We start from the raw sequence: 14,290 nt of genomic DNA on the forward strand, positions 1-14,290 counted from the left end.
GACTTGGAGGTCTGGATCGAGAAATTGGACCTGGACGGGATCCGTGTGGCCGGTTTTTTTTGGGCGATCGAAACGGGGTTGTGCACACACCCCAGCCGGGACGCGACCCTGGCGGCACTCGCGGCCAGGTCGCGCACCGCGCACACCGTGCTGGACCTGGACTGGCGGCCGGTGTTCTGGGAGGGGGACGAGGATCCCGGGCGGTACTACGCCCGGGCGCTGAGCCACGCGACGGTGGCGGTCGGCAACATCGACGAGTGCGAGATCGCCACCGGGTTGCGTGAACCGGGCGCCGCCGCGCGGAAGTTGCTGGCGGGCGGGGTCGAGCTGGCGGTGGTCAAACAGGGCCCCGCGGGCGTACTGGCCGTGCACCGGGACGGCACGGTCGCCGAGGTGCCGCCGCTGCCGGTGAAGGTGCTGAACGGGCTCGGGGCGGGCGACGCGTTCGGCGGGGCGCTGTGCCAGGGACTGCTCGCCGGGTGGCCGCTGGAGCGGGTGATCCGGCGGGCGAACGCGGCCGGGGCCCTCGTGGCCGGGCGGCTGGAGTGCTCGTCGGCGATGCCGTACGAGGACGAGATCGAGGACCTTCTCAGGGAGGACGGGGCATCGTGAACGACACGCGTCTCCACGTACCGGCGCGGAGCCCGCACACGGGTCCCTACGCCGTGGACATCGGCCCCGGCCTGCCGGGAAGCGAGGACTGGCGGTACACCGCACTGCGCGTGCTGGAGCTCAGGGCCGGGGGCTCGCACCACCTGGCCACCGGGGAGTACGAGTGGATCGTGCTGCCGCTGGCCGGATCGTGCAGCGTGCTGGTCGACGGGGAGATCTTCGAACTGCTGGGCAGGAAAGGGGTGTTCGCGGGCGCGAGCGACTTCTGCTACCTGCCGCGCGGCGCGCACGCCCAGATCGCCTCCGGGGAGGGCGGCCGGTTCGCCCTCGCCGGAGCCAGCTGCGGGCGCCGGCTGACGGCCCGCCGCGGCGGCGCGTCCGAGGTCCCCGTGGAGCGGCGGGGGAGCGGGACGACGGCCCGCGAGGTGCGGAACTTCGCGGCGGCGGACGTCTTCGCGTGCGACCGGCTGATCGCGGTGGAGGTGGTGACCCCCGGGGGCAACTGGTCCTCGTACCCGCCGCACAAGCACGACGAGTACCTGCCGGGGCGGGAATCGGCGCTGGAGGAGATCTACCACTACGAGTTCGAGGACGCGTCCGCCGCCGGCTACCAACGGATCTCGCCCTCCCGCACGGGCGGCGCGGACCTCCTCGCCGAGGTCCGCTCCGGCGACACGGTCCTGGTCCCCGACGGCTGGCACGGCCCGTCGATCGCCCCGCCGGACCACGCCATGTACTACCTCAACGTGATGGCGGGCCCGGGCCCCGACCGGGAGTGGAACATCCGCTTCCACCCGGACCACGGCGACGGCTACACGTGACACCCGGCAGCCCGGCCGCCGAGCCGCCCGGAAGCCCGGCCGCCCGCAGCCCCGTCACCCCTCGACCCCCGGAGGCCCCATGCCCACCTCCCGCACCCGCCGTCTCACCACCGCCCAGGCCCTCCTGACCTTCCTCACCCACCAGTTCAGCGAACACCGGGGCCTGCGCCACCGCCTCATCACCGCCACCTGGGGCATCTTCGGCCACGGCAACGTCGCGGGAATCGGCCAGGCCCTGACCGAGCTCCAGGATGGCGGCGGCCACGTCCCGCCCGCCCAGCAGCTCGCCGAATTCGAGTCCGCTGAATCCCATTTCCCTGGCCGGAAGTTCACCGAAGCGGAGATCCGGGCCGGGGAGAGCCACACCGACCAGCCCCACGGCCCCCGCCCCCACGCCATGCCCTTCCTCCAGGGCCGCAACGAGCAGGCCATGGTGCATGCCGCCGTCGCCTACGCCCGCCAGCGGAACCGCCTCTCCACGCACGCCGTCACCACCTCCATCGGCCCCGGCGCCACCAACCTCGTCACCGGCGCCGCCCTCGCCACCGTCAACCGCCTCCCGGTCCTCCTCCTCCCGGGCGACACCTTCGCCGCCCGCCCCGCCGACCCCGTCCTCCAGCAGCTCGAAGTCCCCTACGCCGGGGACGTGTCGGTGAACGACTGCCTGCGCCCGGTCTCGAAGTACTTCGACCGGATCACCCGGCCCGAGGCCCTGATCCCCGCCGCCCTCGCGGCGATGCGGGTGCTCACCGACCCGGTGGACACGGGGGCGGTCACCCTCGCCCTGCCCCAGGACGTACAGGCGGAGGCGTACGACTGGCCGGAGGAGTTCTTCGCGGACCGGGTGTGGCGGGTACGGCAGCAAGAGCCGGACCAGCGCGACCTGTTCGACGCCGTACAGGCGATCCGGGCCGCCCGCAGGCCGCTCCTCGTCGCAGGCGGTGGCGTCCACCACAGCCGTGCCGAATCCGCGCTCACCCGCCTCGCCGACAGCACTGGCATCCCCGTCGCCGCCACCCAGGCGGGCAAGGGGTCCCTCCCGTACGACCATCCGGCCGACGTCGGCGGCATCGGCCACACCGGCACCGCCGCCGCCAACCACCTCGCCCGCACCGCCGACCTGGTGATCGGCGTCGGCACCCGCTGGACCGACTTCACCACCGCGTCCGCCACCCTCTTCCAGCACCCCGGTGTCCGCTTCGTCAACCTCAACGTCGCCGCCTTCGACGCCCACAAGATGGCCGGGCTGAGTCTCGTCGGGGATGCCGCCGCCGGGCTCGCGGCCCTCGGTGCGGCGCTCCGGGAGCGCACCGCCGACGGCGAGCACCCCGCCGGATTCCGCGTGGCAGCGGCCTACCGGGACGAATGCCGTGCGGCGAAGGAGCGCTGGGAGCGGACCGTGACCGCCGCCTACGCCGCCCCCGACGACAAGGCCGTCCCCACCCAGGCCCAAGTCCTCGGCGTACTCGACACATTGGTCACCCACGAGGACATCCTGATCAACGCCGCCGGCTCCCTCCCCGGCGACCTCCACAAGCTCTGGCGGACCCGCTCCCGCGACCAGTACCACGTCGAATACGGGTACTCCTGCATGGGTTACGAGATCCCGGCCGCCATCGGCGTCCAGCTCGGCGCCCCGGGACGGCCCGTCTGGGCGCTGGTCGGCGACGGGACGTACCTCATGAACCCGACCGAAATCGTCACCGCCGTACAGGAGCGTCTGCCCATCAAGGTGGTGATCCTCGACAACCACGGGTATGCCTCCATCGGCGGTCTCTCCGAGGCCGTCGGCGGCGAGCGCTTCGGGACGGCGTACCGCTTCAGGAGCGAGGACGGCACGTACACCGGGGAGCCGCTGCCCGTGGACCCGGCAGCCAACGCGGCCTCCCTCGGAATGCGTACGATCCGCGCCCGCACCATCGGTGACCTGCGGGAAGCCCTCGCCGAGGCCCGCCGGAGCACCGTTCCCACATGTGTCTACGTCGAGACCGAAACGGCAGACACAGTGTCGGGGGCCCCGGCGGCGGACGCGTGGTGGGATGTTCCCGTGGCCGAGACCGCGACCCGCCCGTCGGCGGCCTCGGCACGCGAAGAGTACGACCGGCACGTCGCAGCCCGACGCCACCACCTCTGAAGGAGTGCAGTACATGAAGACCGTCAACCACTGGATCGGTGGCAAGACCGTCGAGGGTGCGTCGGGCAACTGGGGCCCGGTCACCGACCCGGCCACCGGCTCGCCGGACACCCGGGTCGCGCTCGCCTCCGTCGAGGAGGTCGACGCGGCCGTCGCCTCCGCGAAGGCCGCCTACGCGAGCTGGGGCACCTCCTCCCTCTCCGCGCGCACCGCGATCCTCTTCCGCTACCGCGCCCTGCTGGACGCCCACCGTGACGAGATCGCCGCCCTGATCACCGCCGAGCACGGCAAGGTGCACTCGGACGCGCTCGGCGAGGTGGCCCGCGGCCTGGAGATCGTCGAGCTGGCCTGCGGCATCACCACGCAGCTCAAGGGCGAGCTCTCCACCCAGGTCTCCAACCGGGTGGACGTCTCCTCGATCCGCCAGTCGATCGGCGTCGTGGCCGGCATCACGCCGTTCAACTTCCCGGCCATGGTGCCGATGTGGATGTTCCCGATCGCCGTCGCCTGCGGCAACACCTTCGTACTGAAGCCCTCCGAGAAGGACCCCTCCGCGTCCCTGCTCCTCGCCCAGCTCGCCACCGAGGCCGGACTGCCGGACGGCGTCCTCAACGTCCTGCACGGTGACAAGGTCGCCGTCGACCGCCTCCTGGAGCACCCGGACGTCGCCGCCGTCTCCTTCGTCGGCTCGACCCCGATCGCCCGCCACATCCACGCCACCGCCTCCGCCCACGGCAAGCGCGTCCAGGCACTCGGCGGCGCCAAGAACCACATGCTGGTCCTCCCGGACGCCGACCTCGACGCGGCGGCCGACGCGGCCGTCTCGGCGGCGTACGGTTCGGCCGGCGAGCGCTGCATGGCGATCTCGGCCGTCGTGGCCGTCGGCTCCATCGGCGACGAGCTCGTCTCGAAGATCGTCGAGCGCGCCCGGAAGATCAAGATCGGCCCCGGCAACGACCCGACGTCCGAGATGGGCCCGCTGATCACCGCCGCCCACCGCGACAAGGTCGCCTCGTACGTCACGGGCGCCGCCGCCCAGGGCTCCAAGGTCGTCCTCGACGGCACCGGCTACACCGTCGAGGGCTTCGAGAACGGCCACTGGATCGGCCTCTCCCTCCTCGACCACGTGCCGACCGACTCCGACGCCTACCGCGACGAGATCTTCGGCCCGGTGCTCTGCGTCCTGCGCGTTGACACCTACGAAGAGGGCGTCGCCCTCATGAACGCCTCGCCCTTCGGCAACGGCACCGCGATCTTCACCCGCGACGGCGGCGCCGCCCGCCGCTTCCAGCTGGAGATCGAGGCCGGCATGGTCGGCGTCAACGTGCCGATCCCGGTCCCGGTCGGCTACCACTCCTTCGGTGGCTGGAAGGACAGCCTCTTCGGCGACCACCACATCTACGGCAACGACGGCATCCACTTCTACACCCGCGGCAAGGTCACCACGACCCGCTGGCCCGACCCGGCCGACGCCCCCTCCGGCGTCGACCTCGGCTTCCCCCGCAACCACTGATCCCCCGACCGGCTGCCCCGCCGGTCCACCCCGCCCCACCCACCCTCACCGGTGGGGCACCGACAGCGGCCCGTACCGAACCCACCTCACCGGGTCCGGTACGGGCCGCCGTCCTTTCCGCCGTCCCTCTTCCTGACCTCCGTAGGACATGTGTCATGGGTGGCGCGTCATGGGTGGCGCAGTGCGGTGGCCGTCACCGGTACGTACTCCAGGTCGCGCAGGGCCTCCATGACGGCCGGGAGTGCCTCGACCACCGCCGGATTGCTGTCGTCGAGCAGTACGGTGCCGCCCGGCACCACCCCGTCGAGCACCCGGTCACGCACCGCCTGCGCGCCAGTGGCGCCATGGCCTGCGGCGCGCACCCCGCCGAGGATCTGGGTGAGGCCCAACTCCCGGCAGACCGCTGCCACTTCACCGTTCGACACGCCGTGCGGCGGGCGCACCAGCGTCGGCCTGCGGCCCGTCACCTGGGTGATGACCCGCTGGGTCTGCGCGAGCTGTCTGCGTACCTCCCGGGCCGGTACGTCGGTCAGCCGGGGCCGGGTCCAGGTGCCGTTGCCCACCTCGTGCCCCTCCGCCACCATCCGCAGCAGCAGATCCGGGTGGGCGAAGACCGGCACCCGCCCCGTCACGAAGAACGTCGCGGGCACCGCCTCGTCCGCCAGTACGTCCAGCAGCGCGGCGGTGTGCGGCCCGGGACCGCCGTCGAAGGCCAGCGCCACGCACTTCTCGGCCCGGCAGTCCACCGGGACGTCGGCGGAACTGCCCGCCGCCCCGCTCAGCAGGGTCGCGGCGATCAGCGCGACGGCGGCGATCAGGGAACGCAAGCGTCTGTTCACCGCACACCGGTACCAGCGGAGGGCACCCCCACAAACGCGGCGCCCACCGCAGGTCACCCGGTCAGCGCGTCAACGTACTGCTGACGCCGTGCGGGTGGCGGCGCAGACGGCGTACGTCCCGATGACCACGGTCGCCCCCGTCTCCTCGTCCTCCACGATCCGCGCCCGCAGCCCGCCGCGCACCATCGCCCGCGCCGTCCGGGGCGCCTGCCGCTCGCTGGTCTCGATCAGCAGGTGGCCGTTGGGTGCCAGCCACCGGGTGGCCTCCGCCGTCACCCGCCGCTGGACGTCCAGACCGTCCGCACCGCCGTCCAGCGCGACATGCGGCTCGTGGTCGCGCGCCTCGGACGGCAGCAGCGCGATGTCGTCCGTGGGTACGTACGGGGCGTTCGCCACCAGTACGTCGACACGGCCGCGCAGCGCACGCGGCAGCGGCGCGTACAGATCGCCCTCGAACACCTTCCCGCCCACCGCGGTGACGTTCCGCCGCGCACAGGCCACGGCGGCGGGCTCCACGTCGGCGGCGTACAGCTCGATGCCCGGCAGCTCGGCCCCGAGCACCGCGGCCACCGCACCCGACCCGCAGCACAGATCGAGCACCACCGCACCGGACCGGCGGGCCGCCGCCAGTCTCAGGGCGTGCCCGGCCAGGAACTCGGTGCGCGGCCGGGGCACGAACACCCCGGCATCCACCGAGATGCGCCGCCCGCAGAACTCCGCCCAGCCCAGCACGTGTTCCAGCGGCAGCCCTTCGACCCGCCGACGCACCATGGCGTCCAGCTCCTCGGGCGTACGAGCGGTGGCGAACAGCAACTCCGCCTCGTCCTCGGCGAACACACAGCCTGCGGTACGGAGCCGGCCGACCACCGCGGAGGTGGACATCACGGAGCGGGCAGAGGAAGCAGCGGAAACGGAAGAAACAGCGGGGGAAGCCAGGGATATCGACATCGGAGAGCCTTTCGGTACGACCGAGGGCGCTCTGACGGATCCGTGACGACTACAACAGAGTCGAACGACCGTGAGGCGAGAGCACCCAACCTGCGACAGCGGTAATGGGTCTCACCTCCTCGGTCCGGGCCCGCACGGACGGCGGGCAACACGACGAGACCCTACCGCGCAGGTCAGGGCCTGTACAGGGGCCGTTACGCGAAGTCCCAGGTGAGCATCGCGAACACGCCGTCCGGCTTCGCCCCGGCCGCCGCGTACGTCGCGAGCGCCGCCTCGTTGTCCGTGTCCACCCCGACCCACATGTCGTAACAGCCGCGCGCCCGCGCCTCGTCGGCCAGCGCCAGGGTCAGCGCGCGCCCGAGGCCGCGCCGCCGGTGGCCCTCGTCGACCGACAGCTCGTACAGGCACATCTCCACGCCCTTGTCCGGGTGCAGCATCTCGATGCCCGAGACCATCCCGGCGGCGAACCCGTCCACGTACGCGATCAGCATCAGATGGCCGGGCGCGGCCAGGAAGCGGGCGGCCCACTCCTCGCGGGCGGGGCCGTCGTAGAGGTGCTGGGCGGCGAGGAGTTCGGCGGTGGTGGTGGCGCGGCGGATCTCCATGCGACGGGCCCTTCCATGAGGCGTCCGGGAACGGGACGTACAACGGGACGTACAGCGGGACGTACACCGACTGCGGTACGGCGGCGCGGACCCGTACTCCCCGGGGAGGCCCGCCGGTTCCGCCTGGCGGCATCCTAGGCGCGGCGAACGGCCGCTTAGGGTCGGGAGTATGGAGAATCCCCTTCGCCGACGGCCGGGCGCACGCCTGCGCGGCCGCCGGCTCGCCGCCGTGACCGCGGCGCTCGCCGTGCTGGTGGGCGGAGGTGTCTGGGCAGGTGTCGCCGCCGCCGCGGACGACCCGGTCCCCGTGCACAGGTCCGACCAGGTGCTCCCGATGCCGGGCGCACGCATCGACACCTCCTTCTTCACCGACGGTACGAAGCAGCGCAGGCCCGCCGTCCTCATCGGCCACGGCTTCGGCGGCAGCAAGAACGACGTCCGCGCCCAGGCCGAGAAACTGGCCCGCCAGGGCTACGCCGTGCTGACCTGGTCCGCCAGGGGCTTCGGCAGGTCCGGCGGGAAGATCGGGCTCAACGACCCGGACGCCGAGGTCAAGGACGTGTCCCGGCTGCTCGACTGGCTGGCCGCCCGCGACGACGTACAGCTGGACAAGGACGGCGACCCGCGCGTCGGCGTCACCGGCGGCTCGTACGGCGGCGCGATCTCGCTGCTCGCCGCCGGGTACGACAAGCGCGTCGACGCCATCGCGCCCGCCATCACCTACTGGAACCTGGCCGACGCGCTCTTCCCCGACGGTGTCTTCAAGAAACTGTGGGCGGGCATCTTCGTCACCACCGGCGGCGGCTGCGCCCGCTTCGAACCGGAGCTGTGCGCGCTGTACGAGCGGGTGGCAGTCGCCGGGAAGCCCGACGACGCGGCCCGCAAGACCCTCGAAGCGCTCAGCCCTTCGGCGGTCGCGGACCGCATCAAGGTGCCCGCGCTGATCGTCCAGGGGCAGAGCGACTCGCTGTTCCCGCTGAGCCACGCGGACGCCATGGCGAAGGCGATCAGCGCCAACGGCGCACCGGTCGCGGTCGACTGGATCGCCGGCGGCCACGACGGCGGCGACATGGAGGACGCCCGCGTCGAGGGCCGGATCGCGAACTGGTTCGACAAGTACCTCAAGGACGACAAGTCCGCCGGCACCGGCCCCGCCTTCCGCGTCACCCGTACCGGAGGCGTCGACTCCACCAACGGCAGCGCCCAGCTGCGCGGCGCCGACGCGGACCGCTACCCCGGACTGCGCAACGACCTCAAGGACGTCCCCCTCACGGGCGGCGGCCCCGGCGCGGGACCGGCAGGCGGCCTCTTCCCGGGCCAGGACGGCGCCTCCGCCCCGGCGGGCGCACCGGAAGGTGGCGCTCCACAAGGTGGCGCACAGGACGCCGGTCCGCAGACCAGGTCCGCTGCCTCCGCCGCCCCCGGCTCCGCCCCCGCCCGCCGCACCGCCGAGCAGACCTTCGTCAACCCGGCCGGTGCCAACCCGCCCGCCATCTCCGGGGTCCCCGGCATCGGCGGCGCGCTCTCCCAGTTCTCCGGGCTCGGCGTCGGGCTCTCGCTCGACTTCCCCGGCCAGTACGCCCGTTACGAATCCGCACCGCTGACCACCGGCGTCCAGGTCACCGGCTCGCCGACCGTCAAGGTCAAGGTGAAGTCCGACCGGGACGACATGGTCCTCTTCGCCAAGGTCTACGACGCGAGCGCGAACGGACAGCAGACCCTCCCGCACCAGCTCGTCACCCCGGTCCGGATCACCGGCGCCAAGGCGGGGAAGACGGTCGAGCTGAAGCTGCCGGCCATCGACCACAAGTTCCAGGCCGGGCACCGGATGCGGCTGCTGCTCACCTCGACCGACCTCGGCTACGCCTCCCCGGCCGAACCGGCGACGTACACCGTCACCCTCGACGGCGGGCTGCGGGTCCCCACCGACCCGCAGCTGGCGACCGCGTCCAGCGGGCTGCCCGCCTGGGTGTGGGCACTGCCGCTGGCCGGCCTGGTGATCGCGGGCGGCCTGCTGTTCGGCGCCCGCCGCCGGGTCGCCGCACCGGCCCCGGACCCGGCGCTCGCCGACGTACCGCTCCAGATCACCGACCTGAGCAAGCGGTACGGCAAGTCCGGCGACCGGTACGCCGTCCGCGACCTCTCCTTCCGCGTGGAGAAGGGCCAGGTCCTCGGCCTGCTCGGCCCCAACGGCGCGGGCAAGACCACCACACTGCGCATGCTGATGGGCCTCATCACCCCCGACGAGGGCGAGATCCGGGTCTTCGGGCACGCGATCCGCCCCGGCGCCCCGGTGCTCTCCCGGGTCGGCGCGTTCGTCGAGGGCGCGGGCTTCCTCCCGCACCTCTCCGGCCGCGCCAACCTCGACCTGTACTGGCAGGCCACCGGCCGCCCCGCCGAGGACGCGCACATCGAGGAGGCCCTGGAGATCGCCGGGCTCGGCGACGCACTCCAGCGCGCCGTGCGCACGTACTCCCAGGGCATGCGCCAGCGCCTGGCCATCGCCCAGGCCATGCTCGGCATGCCGGACCTCCTCATCCTCGACGAGCCGACCAACGGACTCGACCCGCCGCAGATCCGCGAGATGCGCGACGTGATGATCCGGTACGCGGCCGGCGGACGCACCGTCATCGTCTCCAGCCACCTGCTGTCCGAGGTCGAGCAGTCCTGCACGGACCTGGTCGTCATGGACCGGGGCAAGCTGGTGCAGGCGGGCCCGGTCGCCGAGATCATCGGCTCCGGCGACACCCTCCTGGTCACCGTCGACGGCGAGGTCACGGAGGCGGTCGTCGAGAAGGTCGGCGCACTGGCCGGAGTCGACTCCGCGCTACGGGCCGAGGGCGGACTCCTGGTCCGGCTCGACGGCCTCACCTCGACCGCACTCATCGCCGAACTGGTGCGCCTGGACGTGCCGTTGACCGGTGTGGGGCCGCACCGCCGCCTGGAGGACGCGTTCCTCACCCTGATCGGAGGCTCCGCGTGAGCACCACCTCCACCTCCTCCTCCACCGCCTCCACCGGCTCCCTGGAAACGGCGCCCGGCTACCGGGCGGGCCGCACCCTGCCCTTCCTGGTGGAGGCCAAACGGCAGTGGCGGCGCCGCCGCACGATGGTCATGGCGATCATCCTGGGCGCGCTGCCGTTCGTCCTGATCGCCGCCTTCGCCATCGGCGGCACCCCCGAGGAACGCGGCGGCAGCGCGAGCGGCCGGATCAACCTGATGGACACGGCCACCGCGTCCGGCGCCAACTTCGCCGCCACCTGCCTGTTCGTCTCCGCCGGTTTCCTGCTGGTCGTCCCGGTCGCCCTGTTCTGCGGCGACACGGTCGCCTCCGAGGCCAACTGGTCCTCGCTGCGCTACCTGCTCGCCGCGCCCGTGCCCCGGGCCCGGCTGCTGTGGAGCAAGCTGGCGGTCGCGCTGTCGTTCAGCCTGGCGGCGATGGTCCTGCTGCCGCTGGTCGCACTGATCGCCGGTACGGCGGCGTACGGCTGGGGACCGCTGGAGATGCCCACCGGGGGCGCGCTCCCGGCCGGTACGGCGGCCCCGCGCCTCGCACTCGTGGTCGCGTACCTCTTCGTCTCCCAACTCATCACCGCCGCCCTCGCCTTCTGGCTCTCCACGAAGACGGACGCGCCGCTGGGTGCGGTCGGCGGCGCGGTCGGCCTGACGATCGTCGGCAACGTCCTGGACGCGGTCACCGCGCTGGGCGACTGGCGCGACTTCCTGCCCGCGCACTGGCAGTTCGCCTGGGTGGACGCGCTCCAGCCGCAGCTGGAATGGGGCGGAATGCTCAAGGGCTCGGCGGTCTCGCTGACGTACGCGCTGATCCTCTTCGCGCTGGCCTTCCGGGGCTTCGCGCGCAAGGACATCGTGTCGTGACGGTACCGGTGGGGCAGTTGGGCCGACTTGTGGCCTGAAGGGGGCGAGTGAGCTGCGGCCGGGGTCGACTCCGTACATCATGTGCGACATGTCAACTCTTCTGCTCGCACTGGCAGTTGTCTCCACCGGCCTCTACGCGGGCATGATGCTGATCTTCCTGACCGGCATCATGCCCGCGCTGGCCAAGGTCACGGACGCCGAGTTCGTACCGGTGATGCGCCGGATCAACGAGGCCGTACCGCGCGGCATCTTCGTCCTGACGATGTTCGCCTCGGTGGGATTCCCCGTCGCCGCCCTGTTCGTCGAACCCGACGGCGGCCGTACGGACAACCAGCACCTGCTCCTGATCGGCGGCCTGGCCCTGTCCTTCCTCAACCACATCGTCACCTCCGCGGGCAACGTCCCCCTGAACACCGCCCTGGCCGCCACCGAGCGCACCGGCACCCCGGACGCCGAGGCCCGGGCCGCCTTCGAGTCCCGCTGGAACAGGCTGCACGCGGTCCGCACGCTCTTCGCGGTGGCGGCGTTCGCGCTGGTGACGGCGAGCGCGACGGTGTAGCGCGGGCGCCTGGGCCGGGGCTGTGGGGCCCGGGCGCTTGCCCCTCACCTCCTCAACAGGGCGAACAGCCCCTCCCAGCGCTCCGCCACCACCCCCGGCGCGTACCGCCGCGCCTTCTGCCTGGCCGCGTCCCCGAGCCGGTCCCGCAGCTCGCCGTCCGCCATCAGGCGCTCCAGCTGCTGGGCCAGTTCGTCCACGTTGCCGGGGCGCGCGAGCAGCCCGTCCTCGCCGTCCGTGACGTACTCCCGCACCCCGGGCGACACGTCGAAGGCGACACACGGCAGCCCCGCCGCCATCGCCTCCAGCGGAGCCAGCGGCAGCCCTTCCTGCCGCGACGGCAGTACGAACACGGAGGCCTCGCTCAGCGCCCCCGGCACGTCCGCCGCGTACCCCATCCACTCCACGGACGCCGCCGACCCCATCGTCGAACACCGCTTCTGCAACGCGTCCTCGCGCGCCCGTGCGTGCTCGCCGGTGGCCTCGCCGTACACCCGCAGCAGCCAGCCGGGATGGCGCGGGGCGAGCTGCGCCCACGCGTCGAGGAGGATGTCGGTCCCCTTGTCGTGGTCGAGCCGCCCGAGCGAGACGACGCACTTGCCGGTACGGGGGGAGGGCCGGTCGGGGATGCCGTACAGCGGGCTGGGCATCACCCCCACGTTGTTCAGCCAGCTGCGGATCCACCAGTCGGCGTCCTCCCGGGTCGGCGCGAGCACCCGGTCCGCGTGCTGCCGGTAGAGCCAGCGCATTCGCTGGTAGCGCCTGGCCGCCTTCGTCACCGCGTACGGCTCGTGGCTCAGCACCACCACCGAGAGCCCCGAGGTGTCCGCGAGCGCCACCCACTCCATCGCCCAGCCCTCGGCCACCACCACGGCCCCGGGACTCCCCGGGTTGCCCGGCCGCTCCTGGAACAGCACGGACAGCTCGTCCGCCTTCGCCCGCATTCCGCGCTCGTGCCGCGTGCGCAGCCGCTGTGCCCGCAGGTCGAGCCGGTGCCGGGGCGGGGCGGGAGCGGCGGGCGGCGACTCGTCGTACAGGGTGCTGACGCGGTACGGGGGCCCGGCCGCGCCACCGGGCGGCCCGGCCGGCACCGCCTCCTGTTGCTCGGGTTGCTCGGGGGCGATGCCGATCAGGTGGACGTCGTGCCCCGCGTCCGTGAAGAGCCTGGCCAACTGCCGGGAGCGGAGAGCGGGACCGAAACGGGTGCCGGTGCGGCCGGAGACAACGAAGAGGTCCATGTGCGTTCCCACGTGACGTCGAATGGCGGACGGATGTGCGGGCGGACCTCTGCGCGATCCACAGCACAATTCCGTCGAAACCTACCCAAAACCCGGCCGCTATCGAGGGAGGGTGGGGCTTGCGACGAGAAGCAAGACTTTCGGCAACGCCGCGTATCCCTTCGGCCGACGCGCGGCCGACCACGGAACCGTCACGCTGATTCCCGTACGACATGGCCGCCCAGCCGGCCACCCCGCAGGCGGTACGGACGGAGTGACCCACGGTGATGGAGAGTCGGATTCAGATGAAGAAGCAGAGTGCAGCGCAGACCGCGCCCTCGGCCGTACGGCAGTCGACCGTCGAACTGGTGCTGACCGCCGCCGCGTTCCTGGTCCTCGGCGGCGGCGTCGGCTGGCTCTTCAAGATCGCGGCGAAGTGGCTGATCACCCTGGACTGGGCCCCCTTCCAGGGCCCCGCCAAGCTGGTGACCTCCATCCCCGAGCCCGGTCTGACCCTCGCACTGATCGGCCTGGGCGCCCTGCTCGGCGTCGCCCTGGCGCTCTACTCGAACTTCGAGGAGCTCGCCGCCGAGGTCACCGCCGACCACGTCACCCTCACCCGCAAGGGCGAGAGCTGGCAGATCCAGGGCCGTGACATCGCGCAGGCCTTCCTGGACCCGGCGGACAAGCAGCTCGTCCTGCTCGCCCGCGACGGCCGCGAACTGGCCCGCGAGAAGACCGACCTGACCCCCGCCCGCCTCTCCGCCGCCCTCACCGCCCACGGCTACGCCTGGTCGGACACCGACCCCCACCGGGCCGAGTTCCGCCGCTGGGTCTCCGGCATGGCAGGCCTGCCGACCGGCGCCGACGCCCTCCTCAAGTCCCGCGCCACCACCCTGGAGAAGGGCGCGGACGGCGAACAGCTCCGCGAACTGCGCGCCGAACTGGGCCGACTGGGTGTGGTGGTCCGCGACGACAAGAAGCGCCAGTACATCCGCACGATCTGACGCACGGTCCGACGCGCGATCCGAGCCACCCCGGCCGGAACCGCACAGGGCCCCGGAAGGCACACCCCCAGCGTGGGGGGGGGGAGTCTTTTGTTCTTGCGGGGTCCCTACTCGCCCCCCCTCCCCCACCCAAAAAACCCCCCCCCAAAAAAGGGACGA

The 14,290-nt window shown here is 72.5% G+C and carries 12 protein-coding genes; 8 read left to right on the top strand and 4 right to left on the bottom strand.

Going from position 1 to position 14,290, the window contains the following annotated elements; all coding sequences use genetic code 11:
* The 4 genes from ACZ5PB_RS06665 to ACZ5PB_RS06680 form a co-directional block, all read left to right on the top strand.
* A partial coding sequence (locus ACZ5PB_RS06665; protein ID WP_468688416.1) for a PfkB family carbohydrate kinase occupies positions 1 to 612 on the top strand: 612 nt, incomplete at its 5' end.
* Complete coding sequence (gene iolB / locus ACZ5PB_RS06670; protein WP_468688418.1) at positions 609 to 1,433, top strand: 5-deoxy-glucuronate isomerase; 825 nt, start codon at positions 609 to 611, stop codon at positions 1,431 to 1,433. The genes ACZ5PB_RS06665 and iolB, both read left to right, overlap by 4 nt.
* Positions 1,434 to 1,512: 79 nt before the next feature.
* A complete protein-coding gene (gene iolD / locus ACZ5PB_RS06675) occupies positions 1,513 to 3,567 on the top strand; it encodes a 3D-(3,5/4)-trihydroxycyclohexane-1,2-dione acylhydrolase (decyclizing) (RefSeq protein ID WP_468688420.1) in 2,055 nt (684 codons plus the stop codon).
* A 13-nt stretch (positions 3,568 to 3,580) separates the two neighbouring features.
* Positions 3,581 to 5,080, top strand: a complete 1,500-nt coding sequence (locus tag ACZ5PB_RS06680; protein WP_468688422.1) for a CoA-acylating methylmalonate-semialdehyde dehydrogenase — start codon at positions 3,581 to 3,583, stop codon at positions 5,078 to 5,080.
* Positions 5,081 to 5,247: 167 nt separating this feature from the next.
* On the opposite strand, the gene ACZ5PB_RS06685 is transcribed toward ACZ5PB_RS06680, so the two are convergent.
* The 3 genes from ACZ5PB_RS06685 to ACZ5PB_RS06695 all read right to left on the bottom strand — a co-directional run bounded on the left by ACZ5PB_RS06685 (position 5,248) and on the right by ACZ5PB_RS06695 (position 7,472).
* Positions 5,248 to 5,919, bottom strand: coding sequence for a polysaccharide deacetylase family protein (locus ACZ5PB_RS06685; RefSeq protein WP_468688424.1), 672 nt, complete (start codon positions 5,917 to 5,919; stop codon positions 5,248 to 5,250).
* A gap of 69 nt (positions 5,920 to 5,988) precedes the next feature.
* The gene (locus ACZ5PB_RS06690; protein ID WP_468688901.1) at positions 5,989 to 6,801 is read right to left on the bottom strand and encodes a putative protein N(5)-glutamine methyltransferase; all 813 of its coding nucleotides are present in this window, start codon (positions 6,799 to 6,801) and stop codon (positions 5,989 to 5,991) included.
* 260 nt (positions 6,802 to 7,061) lie between these two features.
* Positions 7,062 to 7,472: a GNAT family N-acetyltransferase gene (locus tag ACZ5PB_RS06695; RefSeq protein ID WP_468688425.1), complete on the bottom strand. Its 411-nt coding sequence runs from the start codon at positions 7,470 to 7,472 to the stop codon at positions 7,062 to 7,064.
* Positions 7,473 to 7,641: 169 nt separating this feature from the next.
* On the opposite strand from ACZ5PB_RS06695, the gene ACZ5PB_RS06700 reads away from it, so the two are divergent.
* The 3 genes from ACZ5PB_RS06700 to ACZ5PB_RS06710 all read left to right on the top strand — a co-directional run bounded on the left by ACZ5PB_RS06700 (position 7,642) and on the right by ACZ5PB_RS06710 (position 11,910).
* Positions 7,642 to 10,455, top strand: a complete 2,814-nt coding sequence (locus tag ACZ5PB_RS06700) for an alpha/beta fold hydrolase (RefSeq protein WP_468688427.1) — start codon at positions 7,642 to 7,644, stop codon at positions 10,453 to 10,455.
* Positions 10,452 to 11,351, top strand: a complete 900-nt coding sequence (locus tag ACZ5PB_RS06705; RefSeq protein WP_468688429.1) for an ABC transporter permease — start codon at positions 10,452 to 10,454, stop codon at positions 11,349 to 11,351. The genes ACZ5PB_RS06700 and ACZ5PB_RS06705 overlap by 4 nt, the downstream gene beginning before the upstream one ends.
* Positions 11,352 to 11,439: 88 nt before the next feature.
* Positions 11,440 to 11,910 carry an anthrone oxygenase family protein gene (locus ACZ5PB_RS06710; protein WP_468688431.1) on the top strand — a complete coding sequence of 157 codons (471 nt, stop codon included), beginning with the start codon at positions 11,440 to 11,442 and terminating at the stop codon, positions 11,908 to 11,910.
* Between the two features lie 44 nt (positions 11,911 to 11,954).
* On the opposite strand, the gene ACZ5PB_RS06715 is transcribed toward ACZ5PB_RS06710, so the two are convergent.
* Complete coding sequence (locus ACZ5PB_RS06715; protein ID WP_468688432.1) at positions 11,955 to 13,145, bottom strand: glycosyltransferase; 1,191 nt, start codon at positions 13,143 to 13,145, stop codon at positions 11,955 to 11,957.
* A gap of 284 nt (positions 13,146 to 13,429) precedes the next feature.
* On the opposite strand from ACZ5PB_RS06715, the gene ACZ5PB_RS06720 reads away from it, so the two are divergent.
* Positions 13,430 to 14,131 (top strand): YqeB family protein, encoded by a 702-nt coding sequence (locus ACZ5PB_RS06720; protein WP_468688433.1) that lies wholly within the window; start codon positions 13,430 to 13,432, stop codon positions 14,129 to 14,131.
* Positions 14,132 to 14,290: the final 159 nt, after the last annotated feature.

Source organism: Streptomyces sp. NPDC032721 (genome assembly GCF_055579625.1).

Coding starts and splice junctions, on each gene's coding strand:
- ACZ5PB_RS06695 (WP_468688425.1), bottom strand. CDS start 7,472: ATGGAGATCCGCCGCGCCACCACCACCGCCGAACTCCTCGCCGCCCAG.
- ACZ5PB_RS06715 (WP_468688432.1), bottom strand. CDS start 13,145: ATGGACCTCTTCGTTGTCTCCGGCCGCACCGGCACCCGTTTCGGTCCC.
- ACZ5PB_RS06700 (WP_468688427.1), top strand. CDS start 7,642: ATGGAGAATCCCCTTCGCCGACGGCCGGGCGCACGCCTGCGCGGCCGC.
- ACZ5PB_RS06690 (WP_468688901.1), bottom strand. CDS start 6,801: ATGTCCACCTCCGCGGTGGTCGGCCGGCTCCGTACCGCAGGCTGTGTG.
- iolD (WP_468688420.1), top strand. CDS start 1,513: ATGCCCACCTCCCGCACCCGCCGTCTCACCACCGCCCAGGCCCTCCTG.
- ACZ5PB_RS06680 (WP_468688422.1), top strand. CDS start 3,581: ATGAAGACCGTCAACCACTGGATCGGTGGCAAGACCGTCGAGGGTGCG.
- ACZ5PB_RS06710 (WP_468688431.1), top strand. CDS start 11,440: ATGTCAACTCTTCTGCTCGCACTGGCAGTTGTCTCCACCGGCCTCTAC.
- ACZ5PB_RS06720 (WP_468688433.1), top strand. CDS start 13,430: ATGAAGAAGCAGAGTGCAGCGCAGACCGCGCCCTCGGCCGTACGGCAG.